The 22,248-nt window shown below is 74.7% G+C and carries 21 protein-coding genes; 14 read left to right on the forward strand and 7 right to left on the reverse strand.

Annotated elements, in window-relative coordinates:
- The first annotated feature begins 16 nt into the window (after positions 1-16).
- Together ABZ924_RS15190 and ABZ924_RS15195 are read left to right on the forward strand one after the other, a co-directional pair.
- Positions 17-883, forward strand: a complete 867-nt coding sequence (locus ABZ924_RS15190; protein WP_361908774.1) for a PHP domain-containing protein — start codon at positions 17-19, stop codon at positions 881-883.
- Positions 884-999: 116 nt separating this feature from the next.
- Entirely contained in the window at positions 1,000-1,605 is a 606-nt protein-coding gene (locus ABZ924_RS15195) for a MarC family protein (protein ID WP_361908777.1), read from the forward strand.
- Between the two features lie 100 nt (positions 1,606-1,705).
- Here ABZ924_RS15195 and ABZ924_RS15200 read toward each other — a convergent pair whose 3' ends face one another.
- The 3 genes from ABZ924_RS15200 to ABZ924_RS15210 form a co-directional block, all read right to left on the reverse strand.
- A complete protein-coding gene (locus ABZ924_RS15200) occupies positions 1,706-1,858 on the reverse strand; it encodes a hypothetical protein (RefSeq protein WP_007266367.1) in 153 nt (50 codons plus the stop codon).
- Positions 1,859-1,954: 96 nt separating this feature from the next.
- Entirely contained in the window at positions 1,955-2,815 is an 861-nt protein-coding gene (locus ABZ924_RS15205) for an alpha/beta fold hydrolase (RefSeq protein WP_361908646.1), read from the reverse strand.
- A 116-nt stretch (positions 2,816-2,931) separates the two neighbouring features.
- Positions 2,932-5,025, reverse strand: coding sequence for a DEAD/DEAH box helicase (locus ABZ924_RS15210; protein WP_361908649.1), 2,094 nt, complete (start codon positions 5,023-5,025; stop codon positions 2,932-2,934).
- A 452-nt stretch (positions 5,026-5,477) separates the two neighbouring features.
- Between ABZ924_RS15210 and ABZ924_RS15215 the strand changes: the two genes are divergently transcribed.
- Positions 5,478-6,236 (forward strand): ferritin-like fold-containing protein, encoded by a 759-nt coding sequence (locus ABZ924_RS15215; RefSeq protein WP_361908651.1) that lies wholly within the window; start codon positions 5,478-5,480, stop codon positions 6,234-6,236.
- Between the two features lie 195 nt (positions 6,237-6,431).
- Here ABZ924_RS15215 and ABZ924_RS15220 read toward each other — a convergent pair whose 3' ends face one another.
- The 4 genes from ABZ924_RS15220 to ABZ924_RS15235 form a co-directional block, all read right to left on the reverse strand.
- Complete coding sequence (locus ABZ924_RS15220; RefSeq protein ID WP_361908780.1) at positions 6,432-6,731, reverse strand: hypothetical protein; 300 nt, start codon at positions 6,729-6,731, stop codon at positions 6,432-6,434.
- A 157-nt stretch (positions 6,732-6,888) separates the two neighbouring features.
- The gene (locus ABZ924_RS15225; RefSeq protein WP_361908654.1) at positions 6,889-7,116 is read right to left on the reverse strand and encodes a DUF3107 domain-containing protein; all 228 of its coding nucleotides are present in this window, start codon (positions 7,114-7,116) and stop codon (positions 6,889-6,891) included.
- Between the two features lie 182 nt (positions 7,117-7,298).
- A complete protein-coding gene (locus ABZ924_RS15230; RefSeq protein WP_361908657.1) occupies positions 7,299-7,955 on the reverse strand; it encodes a TetR/AcrR family transcriptional regulator in 657 nt (218 codons plus the stop codon).
- Positions 7,956-8,133: 178 nt separating this feature from the next.
- Positions 8,134-8,352 (reverse strand): hypothetical protein, encoded by a 219-nt coding sequence (locus ABZ924_RS15235; protein ID WP_361908660.1) that lies wholly within the window; start codon positions 8,350-8,352, stop codon positions 8,134-8,136.
- A gap of 147 nt (positions 8,353-8,499) precedes the next feature.
- Here ABZ924_RS15235 and ABZ924_RS15240 point away from each other — a divergent pair, with 147 nt between their 5' ends.
- From ABZ924_RS15240 to ABZ924_RS15290, 11 genes are all read left to right on the forward strand, one after another.
- Positions 8,500-9,492 (forward strand): alpha/beta hydrolase, encoded by a 993-nt coding sequence (locus ABZ924_RS15240; RefSeq protein ID WP_361908663.1) that lies wholly within the window; start codon positions 8,500-8,502, stop codon positions 9,490-9,492.
- A gap of 5 nt (positions 9,493-9,497) precedes the next feature.
- Positions 9,498-11,324 (forward strand): DUF3152 domain-containing protein, encoded by a 1,827-nt coding sequence (locus ABZ924_RS15245; RefSeq protein ID WP_361908665.1) that lies wholly within the window; start codon positions 9,498-9,500, stop codon positions 11,322-11,324.
- A 70-nt stretch (positions 11,325-11,394) separates the two neighbouring features.
- Positions 11,395-11,490 (forward strand): Ms4533A family Cys-rich leader peptide, encoded by a 96-nt coding sequence (locus ABZ924_RS15250; protein WP_361908667.1) that lies wholly within the window; start codon positions 11,395-11,397, stop codon positions 11,488-11,490.
- 302 nt (positions 11,491-11,792) lie between these two features.
- Positions 11,793-13,532: an ABC transporter substrate-binding protein gene (locus ABZ924_RS15255; protein ID WP_361908670.1), complete on the forward strand. Its 1,740-nt coding sequence runs from the start codon at positions 11,793-11,795 to the stop codon at positions 13,530-13,532.
- Between the two features lie 104 nt (positions 13,533-13,636).
- Positions 13,637-14,554 (forward strand): ABC transporter permease, encoded by a 918-nt coding sequence (locus ABZ924_RS15260; RefSeq protein ID WP_361908783.1) that lies wholly within the window; start codon positions 13,637-13,639, stop codon positions 14,552-14,554.
- Positions 14,551-15,543, forward strand: a complete 993-nt coding sequence (locus tag ABZ924_RS15265; protein WP_361908673.1) for an ABC transporter permease — start codon at positions 14,551-14,553, stop codon at positions 15,541-15,543. The genes ABZ924_RS15260 and ABZ924_RS15265 overlap by 4 nt, the downstream gene beginning before the upstream one ends.
- A gap of 41 nt (positions 15,544-15,584) precedes the next feature.
- The gene (locus ABZ924_RS15270) at positions 15,585-17,294 is read left to right on the forward strand and encodes an ABC transporter ATP-binding protein (RefSeq protein WP_361908785.1); all 1,710 of its coding nucleotides are present in this window, start codon (positions 15,585-15,587) and stop codon (positions 17,292-17,294) included.
- Positions 17,295-17,459: 165 nt separating this feature from the next.
- On the forward strand, positions 17,460-19,358 hold the full coding sequence (locus ABZ924_RS15275; RefSeq protein WP_361908676.1) for a DUF3492 domain-containing protein: 1,899 nt from the start codon (positions 17,460-17,462) through the stop codon (positions 19,356-19,358).
- A complete protein-coding gene (locus tag ABZ924_RS15280) occupies positions 19,355-20,254 on the forward strand; it encodes a hypothetical protein (protein WP_361908679.1) in 900 nt (299 codons plus the stop codon). The genes ABZ924_RS15275 and ABZ924_RS15280 overlap by 4 nt, the downstream gene beginning before the upstream one ends.
- Before the next feature lie 145 nt (positions 20,255-20,399).
- Complete coding sequence (locus tag ABZ924_RS15285) at positions 20,400-21,464, forward strand: NAD-dependent epimerase/dehydratase family protein (protein WP_361908682.1); 1,065 nt, start codon at positions 20,400-20,402, stop codon at positions 21,462-21,464.
- On the forward strand, positions 21,452-22,201 hold the full coding sequence (locus tag ABZ924_RS15290; protein WP_361908685.1) for a spherulation-specific family 4 protein: 750 nt from the start codon (positions 21,452-21,454) through the stop codon (positions 22,199-22,201). The genes ABZ924_RS15285 and ABZ924_RS15290 overlap by 13 nt, the downstream gene beginning before the upstream one ends.
- The last annotated feature ends 47 nt before the right edge of the window (positions 22,202-22,248 follow it).

The following is a 22,248-nucleotide window of genomic DNA, read 5'->3' on the forward strand; positions in this document are numbered from 1 at the left end:
CCCTGGAGCCATGGCCGTGCGCATCGACCTGCACGCCCACTCCACGGCCTCGGACGGCACCGACACCCCCGCCGAGCTGGTCCGCCACGCGGCCGCCGCCGGGCTCGACGTGGTCGCGCTGACCGACCACGACACCGTCGCCGGACACGCCGAGGCCATCGCCGCGGCCCCGGCCGGGCTCACCGTCGTCCCCGGCATGGAGCTCTCCTGCCGCCTCGACGGCATCCCGATGCACCTGCTCGCGTACCTCTTCGATCCCGAGGAGCCCGAACTCGCCCGCGAGCGCGAGCTCGTGCGCGACGACCGTACGCCGCGGGCGCAGACCATGATCGGCAAGCTGCAGGCGCTGGGCGTCGGCATCACCTGGGAGCAGGTCTCCCGGATCGCCGGCGGGGGCTCCGTCGGCCGACCGCACATCGCCACCGCGCTCGTCGAACTGGGCGTCGTGCCCACCGTCTCCGACGCGTTCACCGCGGACTGGCTCGCCGACGGCGGCCGCGCGTACGCCGAGAAGCACGAGCTCGACCCCTTCGAAGCCGTCCGCCTGGTCAAGGCCGCCGGCGGCGTCACCGTCTTCGCGCACCCCGCCGCCGTCAAGCGCGGCCGCTGCGTGCCCGAGAGCGCGATAGCCGAGCTCGCGGCCGCCGGCCTGGACGGGATCGAGGTGGACCACATGGACCACGACACCGACACCCGCGCCCGGCTGCGCGGACTCGCCGGCGAGCTGGGACTCCTCACGACCGGCTCCAGCGACTACCACGGCAGCCGCAAGACCTGCCGCCTCGGCGACTACACGACCGACCCCGAGGTCTACGGCGAGATCACGCGCCGCGCGTTCGGCGCCTTCCCCGTTCCGGGCGCCGGCGGAGCCGCGGGCGCCTGAGGCCCCCTGCCCTCCTGTCCGGCCGCCCGCGCCGGGAGGACGGACGCCGACGTGCGCGCCCTGCGCCCCCTCTTCCTTTCCCTCGTCACACCTCTCACCCCATGCAAGGCATCACTGTGTTCGACTTCGCCGTCTTCGGATCCCTATTTCTCACGCTTTTTGTGATTATGGACCCTCCGGGGATCACGCCGATCTTCCTCGCCCTGACCTCCGGTCGGCCCGCCAAGGTGCAGCGCCGGATGGCCTGGCAGGCCGTCTGCGTGGCCTTCGGCGTCATCGCGGTTTTCGGTATCTGCGGCCAGCAGATCCTGGACTACCTGCACGTCTCCGTCCCGGCGCTGATGATCGCCGGTGGTCTGCTGCTCCTGCTCATCGCGCTCGACCTGCTCACCGGCAAGACCGACGAGCCCAAGCAGACCAAGGACGTCAACGTCGCCCTCGTGCCGCTCGGCATGCCGCTGCTGGCCGGACCCGGTGCGATCGTCTCCGTCATCCTGGCCGTGCAGAAGGCGGACGGGTTCGGTGCCCAGCTCTCGGTCTGGACCGCCATCGCCGCGATGCACGTGGTCCTGTGGCTCACGATGCGCTACTCGCTGGTGATCATCCGGGTCATCAAGGACGGCGGCGTCGTCCTGGTGACGCGGCTCGCCGGCATGATGCTCTCCGCCATCGCCGTCCAGCAGATCATCAACGGCGTGCTCCAGGTGGTGCACGGCGCCTGACGCCCGCCCCGCCTCTTCGGCCCCGTGCCCGCGGCACGTCGAACGCCCCCGCACCGAGAGCTCGGTGCGGGGGCGTTCGACGTCGTGGTGGTGCCGCGTGTCAGGAGGACGCACTCTCGGCCGGTCGGATCAGGATGCGCTGGCCGATGGCGGCCGCCTGCTGCACGATCCGGTTGACGGAGGCCGCGTCCACGACGGTGCTGTCCACGGCGGTCCCGTCGACATCGTCCAGGCGCAGAATCTCGAAGCGCACGGGCTTCTCCCTTCGTCAGTGTTCTCCTTGCACCGTTCCCAACGAAGTGTATGAGGCAAACATTCCCTACGCTAACGAAATTTTTTCTTTAGCTAACTACAAGGTGTGTGCGGAGTCCCAGAACTCGACCAGCGCCCGGGCCGTGACCTGCGGGTTCTCCGCATTGGGGGAGTGCTCGGTGCCCGGTACGACGACCCGCCGCGCCTTGAGCCGCTGTGTCATGTCGTCCATCACCGGGACCGGCCACGCGTAGTCGACCTCGCCGGAGAGCACCAGCTTCGGCAGCTCCACCGCGCTCAGCTCCTCCACCCGGTCCGGCTCGGAGACCAGGACCCGCCCCGTGGCGATCAGCTGCTCGGGAACCGTGGCCAGCCAGCGCTCGCGCAGGAACTCCGCCAGCTCGGGCCCGTCCGGCACCGCGTCCTCCGGGTCGTGCGCGCGCATCGCCGTCCAGACGCCCGGCATGTCCTCCCGCATCACCTCCAGGGCGGCGACCAGCAGCTTGGTCCGCTCCTGCTGTGCGGTGCAGATCGCGGCGGGCCCGCTGCTCATCAGGGTCAGCGATGCGAACGGCGCCGGGTCCCGCAGCACCGCGGCCCGGGAGATCAGCCCGCCGAGCGAGTGCCCGACCAGGTGGACCGGGCCGCCGCCGCCCAGCGCGGCCGCCTGCGCCAGCACGTCGAGCGCCAGCTCCTCCAGGGCGTACGCCGACTCCTCGCGCGGACCGGGGGTCTCGTACTGGCCCCGCCCGTCGACGGCGACGACCCGGTACCCGGCGGCTGCCAGCGGCTCCAGAAGGCCGATGAAGTCCTCCTTGCTGCCGGTGAAACCCGGGACCAGCAGGGCCGTGCCGCGCACCGGCTCACCGGCCTCGTGCACGGCGAACTCGCCGCGGGCGGTCGTGAGGCGGTACGCACGGGCGTCGGACGGCAGCGTCAGGCGGGGCGGCTTGCTCATGGCCCGAGGTTACCGGCCCGTAGCCAACTGTCCAGACCGAGTACGGCCCGTACGCGGCGAGGCCCCGGCCCCCTGGGACAGGGGACCGGGGCCTCGCTTCACGGCGACGGCGGGGCTCAGGCCTCCGCGGCCGGCGCGACGGCCTTGCGGGTCCGGGTGCGCTTCGGCTTGGCCGGAGCCTCCTCGGCCGCGGCGGCCTCGGCCACCGGAGCCTCGGCAGCCGCGGCGGTCTTGCGCGTACGGGTCCGCTTCGGCTTCGCCGGAGCCTCCTCGGCCACGACCGCCTCGGCAGCCGGAGCCGCCTCGGCCGCCGGCGCGACGGCCTTGCGGGTCCGGGTGCGCTTCGGCTTGGCCGGAGCCTCCTCGGCGACGGGCGCCTCGGCGACCGGGGTCACCGCGGCCGCGGCGGCCTGGCGCGGGGCCCGCGTACGGCGGACGCGGACCGGCTCGGACGGCGGGGCGATCTGGAAGTCCGGCTCCGGCCCGGCCGGCACCGCCGCCGGCGCCTCGACGGGCGAGGCAGCGGCTGCGGCCAGGATCGAGGTCTGCGTGGGCTTGCGGGTACGGGCCCGGCGCGCGGCCGGAGCCTTCGCCGCCGGGGCCTTCGCCGCGGGAGCCTCGGCGACCGGAGCCCGGTCCACCGGGGCCTCGGCGGTGCGCGCCTCGACGACACGGGCCTCGGCCACCTTGACGGCGGTGGTGCCCTCGGACGCGGGCGCCTCGGCGACCGGGGTCACCGCGGCCGCGGCGGCAGCGGATGCCGACACCCGGGTGCGGCGGCGGCGCGGACGGCGCGGCTCGTCGGCGGCCGGGGCCTCGGGGGCCTCGGCGACGGCCGGGACCACCGCAGCGGCGGTCTCGGCGGCAGGAGCGGAACCGGCCTCCACCTCGGAGCCACCGCGCGTACGGCGGCGCTGGCGCGGGGTCCGGGCCGGGCGCTCGGCGGGCTGCGCGGAGGCGGCCGCACCACGGCCGCCACGGCCGCCGCGGCCCCCGGTCTCGCCCAGGTCCTCGATCTCCTCGGCCTTCAGGCCCGCCCGCACGCGCTCGGCGCGCGGCAGGATGCCCTTGGTGCCGGCCGGGATCTTCAGCTCCTCGAACAGGTGCGGGGACGTGGAGTACGTCTCGACCGGGTCGTGGAAGTCGAGCTCCAGCGCCTTGTTGATCAGCTGCCAGCGCGGGATGTCGTCCCAGTCCACCAGCGTGATCGCGGTGCCCTTGTTGCCCGCGCGGCCGGTGCGGCCCACGCGGTGCAGGAACGTCTTCTCGTCCTCGGGCGTCTGGTAGTTGATGACGTGCGTCACACCGTCGACGTCGATGCCGCGCGCGGCCACGTCGGTGCACACCAGCACGTCGACCTTGCCGTTGCGGAACGCGCGCAGCGCCTGCTCGCGCGCGCCCTGGCCCAGGTCGCCGTGGACGGCGCCCGAGGCGAAGCCGCGGCGCTCCAGCTGCTCGGCGATGTCGGCCGCCGTGCGCTTGGTGCGGCAGAAGATCATGGCCAGTCCGCGGCCCTCGGCCTGCAGGACGCGGGCCACGAGCTCCGGCTTGTCCATGTTGTGCGCGCGGTAGACGTGCTGCGTGATGTTGGCGACGGTCGCGCCCTCACCGTCGGGCGAGGTGGCGCGGATGTGCGTCGGCTGGGTCATGTACCGGCGGGCCAGGCCGATGACCGCACCCGGCATGGTCGCCGAGAACAGCATCGTCTGCCGCTTGGCCGGCAGGTGGTTGATGATCTTCTCGACGTCGGGCAGGAAGCCCAGGTCGAGCATCTCGTCGGCCTCGTCCAGGACCAGGGCCTTGACGCGGGAGAGGTCGAGCTTGCGCTGGCCGGCCAGGTCGAGCAGGCGGCCGGGGGTGCCGACGATCACGTCGACGCCCTTCTTCAGCGCCTCGACCTGGGGCTCGTACGCGCGGCCGCCGTATATGGCGAGGACGCGGACGTTGCGGACCTTGCCCGCCGTCAGCAGGTCGTTGGTGACCTGTGTGCACAGCTCGCGCGTCGGGACGACGACCAGGGCCTGCGGGGAGTCGGTCAGCTGCTCGGGCGTGGCCCGGCCGGCCTCGACGTCCGCGGGGACGACGACCCGCTCCAGCAGCGGAAGGCCGAAACCGAGCGTCTTGCCGGTTCCGGTCTTCGCCTGGCCGATGACGTCCGTGCCGGAGAGGGCGACGGGAAGGGTCATCTCCTGGATCGGGAAGGGGGTCACGATGCCGACGGCTTCGAGGGCCTCGGCGGTTTCGGGAAAGATCCCGAGTTCTCGGAACGTAGTCAGGGTGCTGCCTCTTCTGTGAGACGCGGCGCGAGGCGGCGAGAGGGGGGTCCTACCGTGCCGGGCTTGCAGTACTGCGACGTACGTACGAAGCTGCGCGGGACCACTGGCCTTCGCTCAAGCGCTTGTGCCGCTGAGGGGGCCCCTCGTGGACGCGGTACGCATGGACGTACGCATCTCCCGAGGGCGGTCGGGTTGGAGCCGATCGGGCCACCGACCGGGCATCCTCATTCGGATGGCCCGCCGAGAATCCGGCAGGCGCTTTACCACTGTACCCCGGAATCGCGCAGGCGTGTCGGGCGAATTCACCTGGTCGTCGCGTTTAGGTGGACGGACGCCGCTGTGACGTGGTGACCTCGAGCGTGGTCCGGCGGGCTATTGTGCGGTGCATGCCGACCGTAGAAAACGCCTCGCCCGCCGACGACAGCACCCCCGCGGACGCGAGCGGGATCGCCGCCCAGGACTGGGCGACCGCCTCTGCCTCGCCGCAGTACCGGGCCGCCGTCGTGGACCTGCTGGGCGCCCTCGCGTACGGCGAGCTCGCGGCCTTCGAACGCCTCGCGGAGGACGCCAAGCTCGCGCCCACCCTCGACGACAAGGCCGAGCTCGCGAAGATGGCCTCCGCGGAGTTCCACCACTTCGAGCGGCTGCGCGACCGGCTCGCGGCGATCGACGTCGAGCCCACCGCCGCCATGGAGCCCTTCGCCAAGGGCGTCGACGACTTCCACCGCCAGACCGCGCCGTCCGACTGGCTGGAGGGCCTGGTCAAGGCCTACGTGGGCGACTCCATCGCCAGTGACTTCTACCGCGAGGTCGCCACGCACCTCGACGCCGACACCCGCGCCCTCGTCGTCGGCGTCCTCGACGACACCGGCCACGGCGGCTTCGCCGTGGAGAAGGTCCGCGCCGCCATCGAGGCCGACCCGCGCTGCGGCGGCCGGCTCGCGCTGTGGGCGCGCCGCCTGATGGGCGAGGCGCTCTCGCAGGCCCAGCGCGTGGTCGCCGAGCGCGACGCGCTGTCCACCATGCTGGTCGGCGGCGTGGACGGGATGGCGGCCGGCTTCGACCTGGCGGCCGTCGGCGAGATGTTCGCCCGGATCACCAAGGCGCACACCAAGCGGATGGCGGCCCTCGGCCTCGCCGCCTGACGCTGCTGCATTCTGACGGCCCGACGGCCCGAGGACTCTGTTTTCTGACGGGCCGACGGCCTGACGGGCCGACGCCCCGACACACCCCGGCCCCGGCGCGCGAGGAGCGCTCCGGGGCCGGGGTGTCTTCAGTTCTCGGGGGGTTCGGTGGGGTCGGGCGGGGGCTCGGGTGGCTCCTCCTCGGGCGGCGGCCGGTCAGCCGCGCGACGGGAGAGAAAACGACGCCCGGGGGGACGGCCTGCGGCCCTCGGTGCCCGGCCGCAGCAGCAGCGACAGGACCACCGCCGCCACCAGCACCGAGCCGACCAGCGTCGCGGTCAGGGTGTTGTGCCCCGGGCCGAGCGCGTACTGCGTGAGGTATGCACCGAACAGGGCGCCCAGCACCCCGCTGAGGAGCACCACCCGCGCGGACGGCAGCCGCCGGGCGAGCAGGCGCGCGGCCAGGGCCGCCAGGGCCAGGCCCAGCAGGGCGGAGCCGAGTGCTTCCATCAGCACCATGAGGGCCTCCCGCAGGTCAGGGGGCGAACCGGGTCACTGCCGTCCTACCCGAAGCGGAACAAAGGGAAACGGCCCGGCGGAATCATCCGCCGGGCCGTTCCACCCGCTTCTTCCGGCCGTCGGCACGGGCCGCGGCGCGGTGGCTCGCGATGCCTCAGAGCGCGCCGAAACCGACCTTGCGCGCGGTCGGCTCGCCCAGGTCGACGTACGACAGGCGGTCGGACGGCACCAGGACCCGGCGGCCCTTGGTGTCGGTGAGGCTCAGCAGCGGCTCCGAACCGGTCAGCGCGGCGGAGACGATGCGCTCGAGCTCATCGGCGCTCAAGTCGCTCTCCAGCACGATCTCCCGGGGTGCGTGCTGCACGCCGATCTTGACCTCCACGGCTTTGTCCCTCCGACGGTCGTTGTGCGCGATCAGTCGCGCTGTACACCGGACCACATTAGCCCGGAGAGGGGACGCGGAGGCGGCGGTGCGGGCACGCTCGCAGCGAACACCGGCCACACCGGCCCCATCTGCCCGCGGCCCCCTACCGCGACCGGCTCGCCGCTCGGGCCTGCCCGCGCTCAGGCCTGCCCGGCCCCGGTCCCGTCCGCGCCGTGCAGCGGGAAGCCGGCGATGCCGCGCCAGGCCAGCGAGGTCAGCAGCCCCACCGCCTTGTCGCGGGCCACCGGGCTCTCGCTGGACAGCCAGTACCGGGCCACGACCTGCGAGACGCCGCCCAGGCCCACGGCCAGCAGCATCGACTCGTCCTTCGACAGGCCCGTGTCCTCGGCGATCACGTCGGAGATGGCCTCGGCGCACTGCAGCGAGACGCGGTCGACGCGCTCGCGCACCGCCGGCTCGTTGGTCAGGTCGGACTCGAAGACCAGCCGGAACGCGCCGCCCTCGTCCTCCACGTACGCGAAGTAGGCGTCCATCGTCGCGGCCACGCGCAGCTTGTTGTCCGTCGTGGACTCCAGCGCACCGCGCACCGACTGCAGCAGGTTCTCGCAGTGCTGGTCCAGCAGCGCCAGGTACAGGTCGAGCTTGCCCGGGAAGTGCTGGTACAGCACCGGCTTGCTGACCCCGGCACGCTCCGCGATGTCGTCCATCGCCGCCGCGTGGTACCCCTGCGCCACGAATACCTCCTGGGCCGCGCCCAGGAGCTGGTTGCGTCGGGCTCGGCGCGGCAGGCGCGTGCCCCGGGGACGCGCTGCCTCCGTCTGCTCGATGGCTGTCACGCCGCCTCCCACTTTCTCTAAGAACACAGTGCGCTCTGCGCCGCGCCCGCCATCGTACTTTTCGGTAACCGAATCTGTAGGGTTCAGGCCGAGTTTTCTCGCTGTACGGACCACCCGGATGTGCTGGTCAGCGGTGCTCGGCGGGGTTACCAAACGGTAGTCTCCCGGGTCGTCGCCCTCAGCGGTACTCGTCCTCGTCCAGGGTCACCACCCGCGCCTGCTCGACGGCGTCCCCGTCCGTCGCCTCGTCTCGGTCCACACCGGTGACGCGCTCGTCGTCGTCGTCGGGCTGCAGCTCGGCCAGCTGCTCCGCCGCATCCGCTTCGGGCGCCTCGGCATCGAGGGCCTCCTGGATCCGGCCCCGGAAGGTGTCCGGCTCTGCGGGGTCGACACTCATCTGGCTCCCCTTCTTCCCTCACCCCTCGTGGTCCTGCTCCACCTATGAGCCTAGGAGGATCGCGGTTGCGCCGCTATGCGTATCCCTGCCCGACCTGTGATGCCGAACACAAGAGTCCGGACGTGATCGTCTCGTAACATTGCCCCCATGTCTTCGACCGAGCTGCCGGGTGTGCGGTCCGCCGCCGAGCCTTCCGTCCGGGCGGGAACCGCCCGGGTGGCCGAGGGGGAGCAGCTGCGCACCGCCCTGCTGCCGGGCCTGGAGCTGGCCGTGCGCTCCCGCCCCGGAACCCGGGTCGGACTGCCGCCCGCGCTGTACGTGCACGGGCTGGGCGGCTCCTCCACCAACTGGTCGAGCCTGATGAAGCGGCTCGAGGACAGCGTCGACGGCGAGGCCCTGGACCTGCCCGGCTTCGGCTGGTCGCCGCCCCCCGCCGACCGGGACTACTCGGTCCGGGCCATGGCCCGCGCGGTCATCCGCCACCTCGACGCCGCCGGCCGCGGCCCCGTCCACCTCTTCGGCAACTCCCTCGGCGGCGCCGTCACCACCCGCGTCGCCGCCGTCCGCCCCGACCTGGTGCGCACCCTGACGCTGGTCTCGCCCGCGCTGCCGGAGCTGCGCGTGCAGCGGGCGGTCGTGCCGACCGCGCTCATCGCCGTGCCCGGCATGGTCGGCCTGTTCGGTCGGCTCACCCGCGGGCTGACCGCCGAACAACGCACCCGCGGGGTGATGGAGCTCTGCTACGGAGACCCCTCCCGGGTGACACCGGAGGACTTCGCCGGCGCCGTGGAGGAGATGGAGCGGCGCACGGCCCTCCCCTATTTCTGGGAGGCGATGACCCGCTCGACCCGCGGGATCGTCGACGCCTACACCCTCGGCGGGCAACACGGACTGTGGAGCCAGGCGCAACGCGTGCTCGCCCCCACCCTGCTGGTCTACGGTGGCCGCGACCAACTCGTCTCGTACCGTATGGCGCGCAAGGCGGCCGCGGCCTTCCGGGGCTCGAGGCTGCTGAGCCTGCCCGAGGCCGGGCACGTGGCGATGATGGAGTACCCCGAGGTGGTCGCCGGCGCGTTCAGGGAACTGCTGCGCGACACCGCACGGGACACCGACCGGGACACCGAAGACGGCAGAGGCTGACGACTGTGGGACGACATAGCCGCAAGGGCCCTGCCCCTGCCCCTGCCCCTTCCCCTGCCTCCGCGCCCGTCCACCCGGCGCCGCAGCCCGCACCGCAGGCGCCCGCCGCCGCGTACGGGGAGCGCCCCGCCTACGAGGACCACCGTCCGCCGTTCGGGGGGTTCCCGGCGTACGGGGAACACCTCGAGTACGGGGAACCCCCGGCGTACGAGGCCGCCCCGGCGTACGAGCAGCCCGCGGCCCAGGACGGGCGCCCGGCGTACGGGGACCCGGCGGCTCCTGACGGGTCGTCCGCATATAGTCCGACCACCGCCCATGACGGCCCGTCGGGGTACGAGCAGTCCGCGGTCCACGACGACCCCTCGGCGTACGAGCGGGCCGCGGATCATGACGGCCCCTCGGCCCACGAGGTGCCCGCGGCTCAGGACGGGCCCCGGGCGTACGGGGCGGCCCAGGTGCCCGAGGCCGCCCTGCGCCGAGAGGCGCACCAGGCCTCCGGCGACGCCCCGCGCCGGGAGGAGCCGCTGCCGTACGGGAGCGCCCCGATGTACGGCGGGCCGCGCGGGCGGCTGCGCGGCGCACCCGCCGCCCACCAGGGGTACGCGCCGCCCGCCGCCCCGGGGTCCGGTGCGCGCCGCGGCGGCCACCCCGAGCAGCGCGAACCCGGCGGCGCCTGGGGCTCCGGCTCCACCACCGGCGCGGTGTACGGCGACTGGCGCGGCGTCCCGCGCGCGCCCCGCCCGGCCGCCGCGGCTGTGCTCGACACCGACACCCCGGCCTTCGGCACCCCCGCCCTCGGATTCCCGCAGGTCACCGTGGCCGTGCCGGGACCGGCCGCCGCCCCGGCCGCCGCGCCCGCCGCCTCCGCCCCGGCGCCCGCGCCCGCGCCCGACCGCGACCCCCTCACCTCCACCGGCGCGCGCCGCCGCGTGCCCGGCCCCCGCGAGTCGGCCGCCGAAGCGCCCGCCGACGGGCCCGCCGCGAGGAAGTCCGGCTCCGGCCGCGGCTCGAAGGTCCGTACGTACACCGGGTTGGCCGCCGCGGCCGTCACCACCGTCATCGCCGTCGTCGTCGCCGGGCAGGCCTTCACCGAGACCGACGGCAAGAACCCCGCCCCGCGCGCCGCCGGCGAGCACCCCGACCGCGCCCTGCCCGGCCAGTCCGCCGCCTCCCGCTCCGACGGCCGGGCCACCCCGCAGCCCCCGGCCGCGGCCGCGCCCGCGCCGGAGCTGTCGTACGAGCAGAAGATGGCCGCGCAGCTCCCGATCGACGAGAAGCTCAAGGGGCCCGGCACCTTCGACACCGTGCCCGGCCTGGCCCCCGCGCCCGGCAAGGGCAAGGTGGTCCGCTACCGGGTCGACGTCGAGCAGGGGCTCGGCCTGGACCCGCAGCTGTTCGCCGAGGCCGTCCACCGCACCCTCAACGACGACCGCAGCTGGGGCCACGGTGGCAGCAAGACCTTCGAGCGGGTGCCGGGCGGTGAGGCCGACTTCGTCATCACCCTGGCCAGCCCCGGGACCACCGGCGTGTGGTGCGCGAAGTCGGGCCTGGACACCACCATCGACAACGTCTCCTGCGACTCCGCGTCCACCGAGCGCGTGATGATCAACGCGTTCCGCTGGGCGCAGGGCTCGCCGACGTACGGGCCGGACCAGATGTTCGCCTACCGCCAGATGCTCATCAACCACGAGGTCGGCCACCGGCTCGGCCACGGGCACGTGAACTGCCAGACCCCCGGCGCCCTCGCGCCGATCATGCAGCAGCAGACGAAGTCCCTCGACATCGACGGAATTCAGTGCAAGCCCAACCCGTGGGTTTTCCCTGGGAATTGACGTGCGAAAGGCGGCACACGGCGGAATCCGTCGTTGACAATGCGTTCGATGATCGGTAATTGTTCTCCGCATGTCGCACCGTCACGCCACCACCGCGAGCGCCGCCATTGAGCTGGCGCTGCTCGGCGTGACCGCGCACAGCGTGGCCGACGTCTTCTGTCGCTGACGCTCCCTGCCCCCGGGCCGCCCGACGGCCCGGAGGTGCCCGGGCCCGCACGCGCCGCGACCTCCACGCTCCTCCTCCGCCGCGCCCCGGGCCCGTGTGCCCGCGAGGTGCGGCTTCCGCCGTTTCCGCCGGATGCCGGCTGCCGGATGTCGGCTGCCGGATGCCGGATGCCGGATGCCGGACGTCGGCTGCCTGATGCCTGACTCCTGACGCCTGATGTAGGTCGTCGGTCGTCGTCGTCCCCTCGCGTGGCTGCTCCCTCCCGTTTCCGCAGTCCACCCACGCCGAGAGGTCCCCTTCCCATGTCCCGTCAGTCCCACATATCGCGCCGCGCCGCCGCCGTCGCCGTCAGCCTCGTACTGGCCGGGGGCGCCGCGGCGTGCGGGCCCAAGGGCGCAGGCGCGGACGGCTCCGGCGGCGGCTCGACCGGCGCCGCGGGCGGCGCCCCGCAGCAGGGCGGCACGCTGACCGTCCTCAACTCCGAGCCGCAGAACGACTTCGACCCCGCCCGCCTGTACACCTCCGGCGGCGGCAACGTCCCCTCGCTGGTCTTCCGTACGCTCACCACCCGCAACCGCGAGGAGGGCGCCGCCGGCACCGCGGTCGTGCCCGACCTGGCCACCGACACGGGCCGGCACAACGCCGACGCCACCGAGTGGACGTACACGCTGAAGGACGGGCTGAAGTACGAGGACGGCACCCCGATCACCACCGCCGACATCAAGTACGGCATCGAGCGGTCGTTCGCCGCCGAGCTGTCCGGCGGAGCCCCCTACCTGCGGGACTGGCTGGTGGGCGGCGAGAGCTACCAGGGCCCCTACAAGGACGGCGGCAAGGGCCTCGACTCCATCGTCGTGCCCGACGCGAAGACGATCGTCTTCAAACTCCGCAAGCCCGAGGGCGACTTCCCCTTCGTCGCCACCCAGACGCAGTTCGCCCCCGTCCCCAAGGCCAAGGACACCGGCGTCACGTACGAGGAGCACCCCGTCTCCTCCGGCCCGTACAAGGTCGTCAAGAACGAGAACGACGGCGAGCACCTCACCCTGGAGCGCAACCCGCACTGGGACCGCGCCACCGACGAGGAGCGCAAGGCCTACCCGGACCGGATCGACGTACGCTCCGGCCTCGACTCCGCGGTCATCAACCAGCGGCTGACCACCAGCTCCGGCCCCGACGCGGCCGCCATCACCACCGACACCAACCTCGGCCCCGCCGAACTCGCCCGGATCGGCTCCGACAAGCAGCTCGCGGCCCGCGTCGGCACCGGCCACTTCGGCTACACCAACTACCTCGCCTTCAACCCGAAGGTGGCCCCCTTCGACAACCCGAAGGTGCGTCAGGCCATCTCGTACGCCGTCAACCGCACCAGCGTCGTCAACGCGGCCGGCGGCTCCGCGCTCGCCGAGCCCGCCACCACCTTCCTGCCCGAGCAGAAGGCCTTCGGCTTCACCCCGTACGACCACTTCCCGGCCGGCAGGTCCGGCGACCCCGCCAAGGCCAAGGAGCTGCTGAAGGAGGCCGGGTTCGGCGACGGCCTCACCATCACCCTGACCCACTCCACCGCCCAGAACCGCCAGACGAGCCCCGAGGTCGCCACCGCCGTGCAGCAGGCCCTCGCCGCCGCCGGCATCACCGTCAAGCTGGAGGGCCTGGAGAACAACGCCTTCAACGAGCGGCGCTGGGACGCCAAGAACACCCCCGGCTTCTTCCTCTCCCGCTGGGGCGCCGACTGGCCCTCCGGCGGCCCCTTCCTCGCCCCGATCTTCGACGGCCGACAGATCGTCACCAACGGCACCAACTACAACCACGCCCAGCTCGACGACCCGGCCGTCAACGCCGAGATCGACGAGATCGCCAAGCTGACCGACCCCGGCGAGGCCGCCAAGCGCTGGGGCGCCCTCGACAAGAAGATCGGCGAGCAGGCCCTGGACGTGCCGCTGTTCCACCCGGTCTACAAGCGGGTCGTCGGCAAGGACGTCAAGAACGTCGTCATCAGCGACTGGACCGGCGTCCTCGACATCTCCCAGGTCGCCGTCAAGTGAGCGCACTGACCGAACGTCGGGCGGCCGGTGCCGGTGCCGGCGCGGGCGCCGGTGCGGGTGCGGGTGCCGGTGCGGGTGCCGGTGCTCGTGAGGGCACCGGCACCCTGCGCCGGGTGCGGCAGCTGCGCAGGCGGCCCTCCGCCCTCGCGGCCGCCGCCGTCCTGGCCCTGCTCGTCCTCCTCGCCCTCGCCGCGCCGCTGGCCGCCCAGCTCACCGGCCAGGACCCGAACGCCTACCACGACGACCTCGTCGACTCCGCCCGCGGCGGCGTCCCGCTCGGCCCCGCCGGCGGGATCTCCGCCGACCACTGGCTCGGCGTCGAGCCCGGCACCGGCCGCGACCTGCTGACCCGCCTCCTGTACGGGGCGCGGATCTCGCTGCTCGTCGCCCTCGGCGCCACCGCCGTCCAGGTCCTCGTCGGGCTGGCCGCCGGGATCGCCGCCGGGCTCGGCAACCGCTTCACCGGCGCCGTCCTCGGCCGGATCACCGACGTGCTGATCGCCCTGCCCATGCTGGTCCTCGGCATCGCCCTGACCGCCGTCGTCCCGCCCGACGTCCCGCGGCCGCTGCTGCTGGTCCTCGTCATCGGCCTGGTCGGCTGGGGCAGCGTCGCCCGCCTGGTGCGCGCCCAGACCCTCGCCCTGCGCGGGCTCGACTTCGTCGCGGCCGCCCGGCTCGCCGGCAACGGGACGCTGCGGATCGCCCGGCGCGAGCTGCTGCCCTCGCTGGCCGCGCCCGTCATCACGTACGCCGCCGTCCAGATCCCCTCCAACATGGTGGCCGAGGCCTCCCTGTCCTTCCTCGGCGTCGGCGTGAAGCCGCCCACCCCGTCCTGGGGGCAGATGCTCTCCACCGCCCAGACCTGGTTCCGGGCCGACCCCGCCTACGTGCTGCTGCCCGCCGGGCTGCTCTTCACCACCGTCCTCGCCTTCACCGTGCTCGGCGACGCCGTCCGCACCGCCCTCGACCCGCGCGAGGGCTCGCGGCTGCGGGTCGGCACCGGAAAGGAGCGCTCGGCGTGACCGGCTTCGTGCTCAAACGGACCGGCGGGGCGCTCCTGGTGCTGCTCACCCTGTCCGTCGCCGTCTACCTCCTCTTCTACGCGGCCCCCGCCGACCCCGCCCGGCTCGCCTGCGGGGAGCGCTGCAACCCCGTCCAGGTCGCCCAGGTCCGCGAGCAGCTCGGCCTGAACGACACGCTCCCGGTGCAGTACCTGCACTTCCTCCAGGGGCTCGTCGCCGGACGCGAGTACTCCGGCGGCGCCGGTACCGTCCTGCACTGCAACGCCCCCTGCCTGGGCTTCTCGTACCAGACCGACCAGCAGGTCACCGCCATGCTGCTGGACCGGCTGCCCGCCACCCTGTCGCTGGCCCTCGGCGCGCTCGTCATCTGGCTCGCCGTCGGCGTCGGCACCGGGCTGCTGTCCGCCCTGCGGCGCGGCGGAATCACCGAGCGGGCCCTGACGGTGCTGACCCTGGCGGGCACCGGCACGCCCGTGTTCATCCTCGGACTGCTGCTGCTCATGGCCGTCTGCGCCTACCTGCAGTGGCTGCCGTTCCCGACGTACGTGGCCTTCGGCGACGACCCCGAGCAGTGGGCCTGGAACCTGCTGCTGCCCTGGGTCACGCTCGGCCTGTTCGAGAGCGCCAAGTACGCCCGGCTCACCCGCAGCGCCACCCTGGAGACCCTCGCCGAGGACCACATCCGCACCTTCCGCGCCTACGGGGTCCCGGAGCGGGCCGTCGTGACCCGGCACGCCCTGCGCGGGGCCGTCGCCCCCGTGATCGCGCTGAGCGCCGTCGACTTCGGCACCATGATCGGCGGCGCGGTGCTCACCGAGTCCCTGTTCGGGATACCGGGGCTCGGCAAGACGCTCATGGACGGGGTCCGGGTCGCGGACCTGCCCGTGGTCGTCGGTGTCGTCCTGGCCATCGGCACCGCCGTCGTCGTGGCCGGAGCCGTCGGCGACATGCTCCACGCCCTCGCGGACCGGAGGGTGGCCCTCGTATGACGAACACGACGAACACGACGAACACGACGAACATGACGAACATGACGAAGACGCCGGAGCAGCCACCGCTGGTGGAGGTCGACGGCCTCACGGTGGACTTCCCGGTCGGCGCAGCAGGGAAGAGGCGAGGGGGCCCGGGGGGTCCGGGGGAGTACGTACGGGCCGTCGACGGGGTGTCCTTCGGCCTGGCGGCCGGGGCCGCCCTGGGCATCGTCGGCGAGTCCGGCAGCGGCAAGTCCACCGTCGCCGCGGCCCTGCTGGGCCTGCACCACGGGACCGGGGCCCGCATGAGCGGCTCCGTGCGCGTCGCCGGCACCGACGTCGGCGCGGCCGGCCCGGCCGGACTGCGCGCCCTGCGGGGCGCCGTCGCCGCCATGGTCTTCCAGGACCCGCTCGGCGCCCTGGACCCGTACCAGGCCGTCGGCGACCAGATCGCCGAGGTGTACCGGGTCCACGCCGACGTCTCCCGGCGGGCCGCCCGGCAGCGGGCCGCCGAGGTCCTGGACCGGGTCGGCATCCCCGACGCGGCCCGCCGCTCCCGGGCCCGGCCGCACGAGCTCAGCGGCGGCATGCGCCAGCGCGCGCTCATCGCGATGGCCCTGGCCTGCGAGCCGCAGCTGCTGATCGCCGACGAGCCGACCACCGCCCTCGACGTCACCGTCCAGGCCCAGATCCTCGACCTGCTGCACGGGCTGCGCGAGGAGCGCGGGCTCGCCCTGCTGCTGGTCACGCACGACGTCGGGGTCGCGGCCGAGAGCGTTGACGGGCTGCTCGTCATGCGGGACGGGCGCGTGGTGGAGCGGGGCCCGACGGCCGGGCTGCTGGCCGCCCCCCACCACCCGTACACGCGCGCGCTGCTGGCGGCGGTCCCCCGCATCGACGCCCCGCGGGCGGCAGCCGCCGCCGCGGCCCCGCCGGGGGCCGGTGCCGGCAGCGCCGGGGTGCCCGTCGTCGAAGCCTTCTCCGTGCGCCGGGAGTTCGGTCGCGGAAAGCGGCGCGTCGCCGCCGTCGGAGGGGTCTCCCTCGCCGTCCGCGCCGGCGAGACGCTCGGCATCGTCGGGGAGAGCGGCAGCGGCAAGAGCACCCTCGGGCGGATGCTCGTCGGGCTCCTGGAGCCCGGCTCCGGGCAGGTCCGCCACCACGGCCGGGAGGCGGAAGGCGTGGTGCCGGGCGTCCAGATGGTCTTCCAGGACCCGGTGTCCTCCCTCAACCCGCGACGCTCCGTCGGCGAGTCCATCGCCGACCCGCTGCGCGCGGCGGGGGAGCGGGACGCGGCCGCGCTCCGGGCCCGGGTCGGGGAGCTGCTGGTCCGGGTCGGCCTGGAGGCCGGCCACTACGACCGCTACCCGCACGAGTTCAGCGGCGGCCAGCGCCAGCGCGTCGGCATCGCCCGGGCGCTCGCGCCGCAGCCGCGGCTGATCGTCTGCGACGAACCCGTCTCCGCCCTCGACGTGACCACGCAGGCCCAGGTCACGGCCCTGCTGGCCGAGCTCCAGCGGGAGCTCGGGATCGCGCTGGTCTTCATCGCGCACGACCTCGCGGTGGTCCGGCAGGTCAGCGACCGGGTCGCCGTCATGCGCGGCGGGCTGGTGGTGGAGGAGGGCCCGGTGGACGAGGTGTACGACCGGCCGCGGCACGCCTACACCCGGCAGCTGCTGGCCGCCGTACCGGCCCTGGACCCGCAGCTCGCGGCGAGGCGGCGCACGGCCCGGCAGGAGGCCCTGGTGCAACGGGGCGGGAGGCCCGGCTAGCGCGCTCGAACGCGAACCGTACGGGAAAGTTACGACTCTTCACCCCTTCCGGTGGCGCGACGGACAACCGTCCGCCGCGCCACGGGCACATCCGCTTGAGTTTTCCCCGCGGCGGTCACCGGATCCGACGGCGGCCGCCAGGACGGGAGATCGGGGGTGCCACTCGTGCGGATCGGACTGCTCACCGAAGGTGGTTATCCGTATGCGACGGGAGAGGCCAGGCTCTGGTGCGACCGCCTCGTGCGCGGGCTGCCGCAGCACGAGTTCGAGCTGTACGCGCTGAGCCGCAGCGCCGAGCAGGAGGAACGCGGCCGGGTCGTGCTCCCCGAGCACGTCACCCGCGTCTGGACCGCCCCGCTGTGGGCCCCCGCCGACGACGGGCGCAGCTACTCCCGGCGCGAGCGGCGCCGGTTCGCCGACGTCTTCAGGGAGCTGGTCCGCGGCATCTGCGCCGGCGACGCCGAAGCCTTCGCCGCCGGGCTCTACGGCCTCGCCGAACTCGCCCGGGACCAGGGCGGGCTGTACGCGGCCCTGCGCTCGGAGACCGCCGTGCGGGCGGTGGAGTCCGCCTGCCGGGCCCCCGGCGCGCGGCGCTCCGTACAGCGCGTGCAGGTGGCGGACCTGCTGGAGTTCGTCGACGCCCTCGAGCGGCTGCTGCGGCCGCTGTCCCTCGACTGGTACGAGGACCTGCGCGAGGTGGACGTCTGCCACGCCACCGCGGGCGGGGTCGCGGCCCTTGCCGGGCTCCTGGCCAAACGCTTCTTCGGGGTTCCGCTGCTGGTCACCGAGTACGGAGTCCGGCTGCGCGCCCACTACCTGGAACGGTCCGAGGACGCCCGGCCCGCCGTCCGGGCCCTCCTCGCGGCCTTCCACGTACGGCTCGCCTGCGAGATCTACGCCCGGGCCGACCTCCTCACCCCCGGCAACGCGCACGCCCGCCGCTGGCAGGAGCGGTGCGGGGCCACGCGGGACCGGCTGCGGACGGTGTACCCCGGGATGGAGGCGGACCGATTCGCCACCGTCGGCGAGGCCCCCGACTGCGGCGACCCGGACACCCTGGTGTGGGTCGGGCGGATCGAACCGGCCAAGGACCTGATCGCCCTGCTGCACGCCTTCGCCGACGTCCGGCGGGCCGCACCGGGCACCCGGCTGCGGATCTTCGCCACCGCGGCGGTGCCCGGCTACCTCGCCGACTGCCGCTCGCTCGCCGCGCAGCTCTTCCCCGACGAGGCCGCCGACGCGGTCACGGCGGGGGAGAACCCCGTCACCTTCGAGGAGATCGGCGGGCCCGAGGCCCCGACGGCGGCCGACGCGTACGGCTGCGGGCCCGTGGTGGTGCTGTCCTCCGTCATCGAAGGCTTCCCGATCACGCTGGCCGAGGCGATGTTCTGCGGCCGGGCCACCGTGTCCACCGACGTCGGCGCGGTGTGCGAGGTCATCGGCGGCACCGGGCTCGTCGTCCCGCCCCGCAACCCGCGCGCCCTGGCCGACGCCTGCGTGGCGCTGCTGAAGGACCCCGAACGGGCCCAGCGGCTCGGCGCGGCCGCCCGGGCGCGGGCCCTGGAGCTGTTCACCGTGGAGCAGAACGTGGCCGCCTTCCGGGAGATCTACCTCCACCTGCTGGCCCGCGGCCCGGCCCGCCCCGACCCCGCGGTCCCCTTCGGCCGCCCCCCGGAGGCCCGCGTCCCGGGCCACTGGACGAGCCCGACGTGGACCCCGGCGCCGGAGCCCGCGGCGGGCGCTCCCGCGGACGGCTTCGGCGAGGCCTCCGCGGACGGCTTCGGCGACGCCTCCGGGGATCCCTTCGGTGACGCCGGCGGGCATCCCTTGGGCGACGGCAGCGGGGGTGGCTTCGGCGACGCCTGCGCGGGTGCCTCCGGGGACGGGGCCCGTGGCGCCGCACGGGCCGCTGCCGCCGGCCGCGGCCCGGCCGCGGGGGCGACCGGCGCGCCGGTGCCGGTCCCGGGCCCGGGACCGGCCCCCGCTCCGACCCTCGGCGAGACGCCGGCTGCGACCCCGACCCCGACCCCTGTCGCGGTCCCGACCACGGAGGCGACCGTATGACCCTCGACGAATCAGCCCCGCTCGCGGCGGCGCCCCGGCGGCGGCCCGGCGGGGATCCCGTCAAGGCGCTGCTGCACCGGCACCGGGTGCTGTGCGAGCAGGCCGTGGATCCGCTGGAGATCGCCGCCGGGCTGGAGGCCCACGGGATCACCGACCGCACCGCCGCCCGCTTCCGGCACCGCGACGTGTTCTCCCTCGCCGAAGAGCTCTACGCCCGCACCCCGCGCGGGGACGAGCCCGCCGCCCCGGCCGCCGCCGGCCCCGCCGACGCCCGCGCCTTACGCGGATTCGGCTGTTCCCTGCTGCCCGGCGCCCTCGCCCTCGGGGCGGCCGCCGCCGGGCTGCCGCACGCGGGCCCCCTCGCCGCCCTCGCGGCCGTCGCCGCCCTGGTCCGGCCGGGACCGGCGCCGCGGGACCTCTCCGGCCGGGCCGCCCTCGGCGCCGTCTACCTGCTCGCCGCGGCCGTCGTCGGCTGGGCCGTCCACCGCCACGGCGCCGCCCTCGGGGTGTGCCTCGCCCTGGCCGCGGCCCCCGCCCACCTGGCCGCCGCCGCCTTCGCCGCCCGCGCCCGGCGCCGGCTCGCCGCGAGCCGCGCCCTGGAGGACTTCGCGGACGGGGCCCGGCCGCTGCTCCTGTGCTGCGTCGCCGCCTTCACCGCGGCCGCAGCGGGGGCGGCCGCGCTCGCCGGGACCCCGCTCCCCGTCGCGGTGCCGCTCGCCGTGCTGCTCTTCCTGACCCGGCTGCTCCTCGGCCACGGCGCCCCGCGCCGGCCCGTCGCCGCGGCCCTGGCCCTCGCCCTGGTCCCGGCCGCCCCGGCCGCGGCCGCCGCCGCGGCCGGGCTCCTCCTGCTCGCCGTCCCCGTGCTGGCCCGCGCCTCCGCGCACGCCCGGCCCTGAGCGGCGTACCGCCCAGCTCGAAACCGAACCGAAGCGCCGCACTGCCTTCTGCACCGCCCCCCGGACCCACCGGATCCCTCAACCCGAACCGTCGACCAAGGAGACACACGATGACCGGCCAGCCAACCGACCAAGGGGCCGCGCGATGAGGGTGCTGCTGATCGGAGCCAACGGATACCTCGGCCGCTACGTCGCCGACCGGCTGCTCGCCGACCCCGCCGTGCAGCTCACCGCGCTCGGCCGCGGCGACGACGCGGACGTCCGCTTCGACCTCGCCACCGGCAGCCCCGGGGCCCTCACCCGGTTCCTCGACGCCGTCCACCCCGGCGTCGTCATCAACTGCGCGGGCGCCACCCGCGGCGGCGCCCGCGAGCTGACCCGGCACAACACCGTCGCCGTCGCCACCATCTGCGAGTCCCTGCGCCGCAGCGGCTGCGGGGCCCGGCTCGTCCAGCTCGGCTGCGCCGCCGAGTACGGGCCCAGCCAGCCCGGATCGTCCACGGCCGAGGACGCCGTCCCCAGACCGGGCGGGCCGTACGGCGTGAGCAAGCTCGCCGCCACCGAGCTCGTGCTCGGCTCCGGCCTCGACGCCGTCGTCCTGCGGATCTTCTCGCCCGTCGGCCCCGGCACCCCCGCCGGCTCCCCGCTCGGCCGCCTCGCCGAGGCCATGCGGCGCGCCATGCAGTCCGGGGACGGCGAGCTCAAGCTCAGCGGGCTCGGCGTCCAGCGCGACTTCGTGGACGTACGGGACGTGGCGCGGGCCGTGCACGCCGCCTCGCTCTCCGCCGCCCAGGGCGTCGTCAACATCGGCACCGGCCGCGCGGTCCGGCTGCGCGACGCGGCCGCCATCCTGGCCCGGGTCGCCGGGTACGGGGGCGCCCTGCACGAGCTCGACCTGCCGCACGGCGGCCCCGGCGGCCCCGGCGGCCCCGGAGACCGGCAGCCGCACGGGCAGCACGGCCACGGCCACCCGGGTCACCCCGGCCGGGCCTCCGCCCTCGCGGCCATCGGCGCCCCCCGCTCCGAGGCCACCCCCGAGCAGCTGGCCGCCGCGGGCCCGCCGCCGGCCTCGTACCCCTACCCCGACGGCTGCGGCGCCTGGCAGCAGGCCGACGTGCGCACCGCCCGGGACCGGCTCGGCTGGCGGCCCCGGATCAACCTGGAGGAGTCCCTCGCGGACATCTGGATGGAGGCGGCATGCCGCATCTGACCACGCGGGCCGCGGCCGCCGCCGCCACCGAGGCCGGCCGCCTCGGCCTCGGCATCCCCGGCTACGCGCACCCGCTGCTCGCCCCCGTGGAATGGGCCGAGCTGACCCGCCCCGGCACCCCGCTGCACTGGGCCGTGCTCAACGTCACGGACGGCCCCGGCGCCCGCCCCGACCCGCACTGCACCGAGGCCGTCGGCCGGCTCCGGGAGGCCGGCGGCCCCGTGCTCGGGCATCTCGCCATGCGGGACGGGGCGCGGTCCTTCGGGGAGCTGCTCTCCGACGCCCACCGCTACGCCGACTGGTACCGGGTCGACGGCTTCTACCTGGACCGGGCCCCCGCCGGGCGCGACGAGCTCGCCGCGGTGCGCCGCGTCGCCGACAGCCTGCGCGGCCTCGGCGAGGGGGTGCGGATCGTGCTCGGGCACGGCACCCACCCGTACGAGGGCTATGCGGAGGCCGCCGACCAGCTGGTCACCTTCGCGGGGGCGTGGGCCGACTACCGCTGGTCGCAGGTGGCGGAGTGGACCGCCGAGCACCCGCCGGAGCGGTTCTGCCACCTCGTCCACGGGGTGCCGCGCACCCACCTGGAGGAAGCCCTCCGCATCGCCCGCTGGCAGGGTGCCGGCACCATCTGGTTCACCGACCGGCGCGGGGCCCGCGATCAGGATCCATGGGCGTCAATGCCCGCGTACTGGGACGAAATCGTCTCACGTATCGGACCGGGTGTCTCGGAATGAAGAAGGGCGTGGCAGTGTTACGGAAAGAGCCACCGTTCATGCATACC

It is taken from the genome of Streptomyces sp. NPDC046876 (genome assembly GCF_040645035.1).
Classification (GTDB): domain Bacteria; phylum Actinomycetota; class Actinomycetes; order Streptomycetales; family Streptomycetaceae; genus Streptomyces.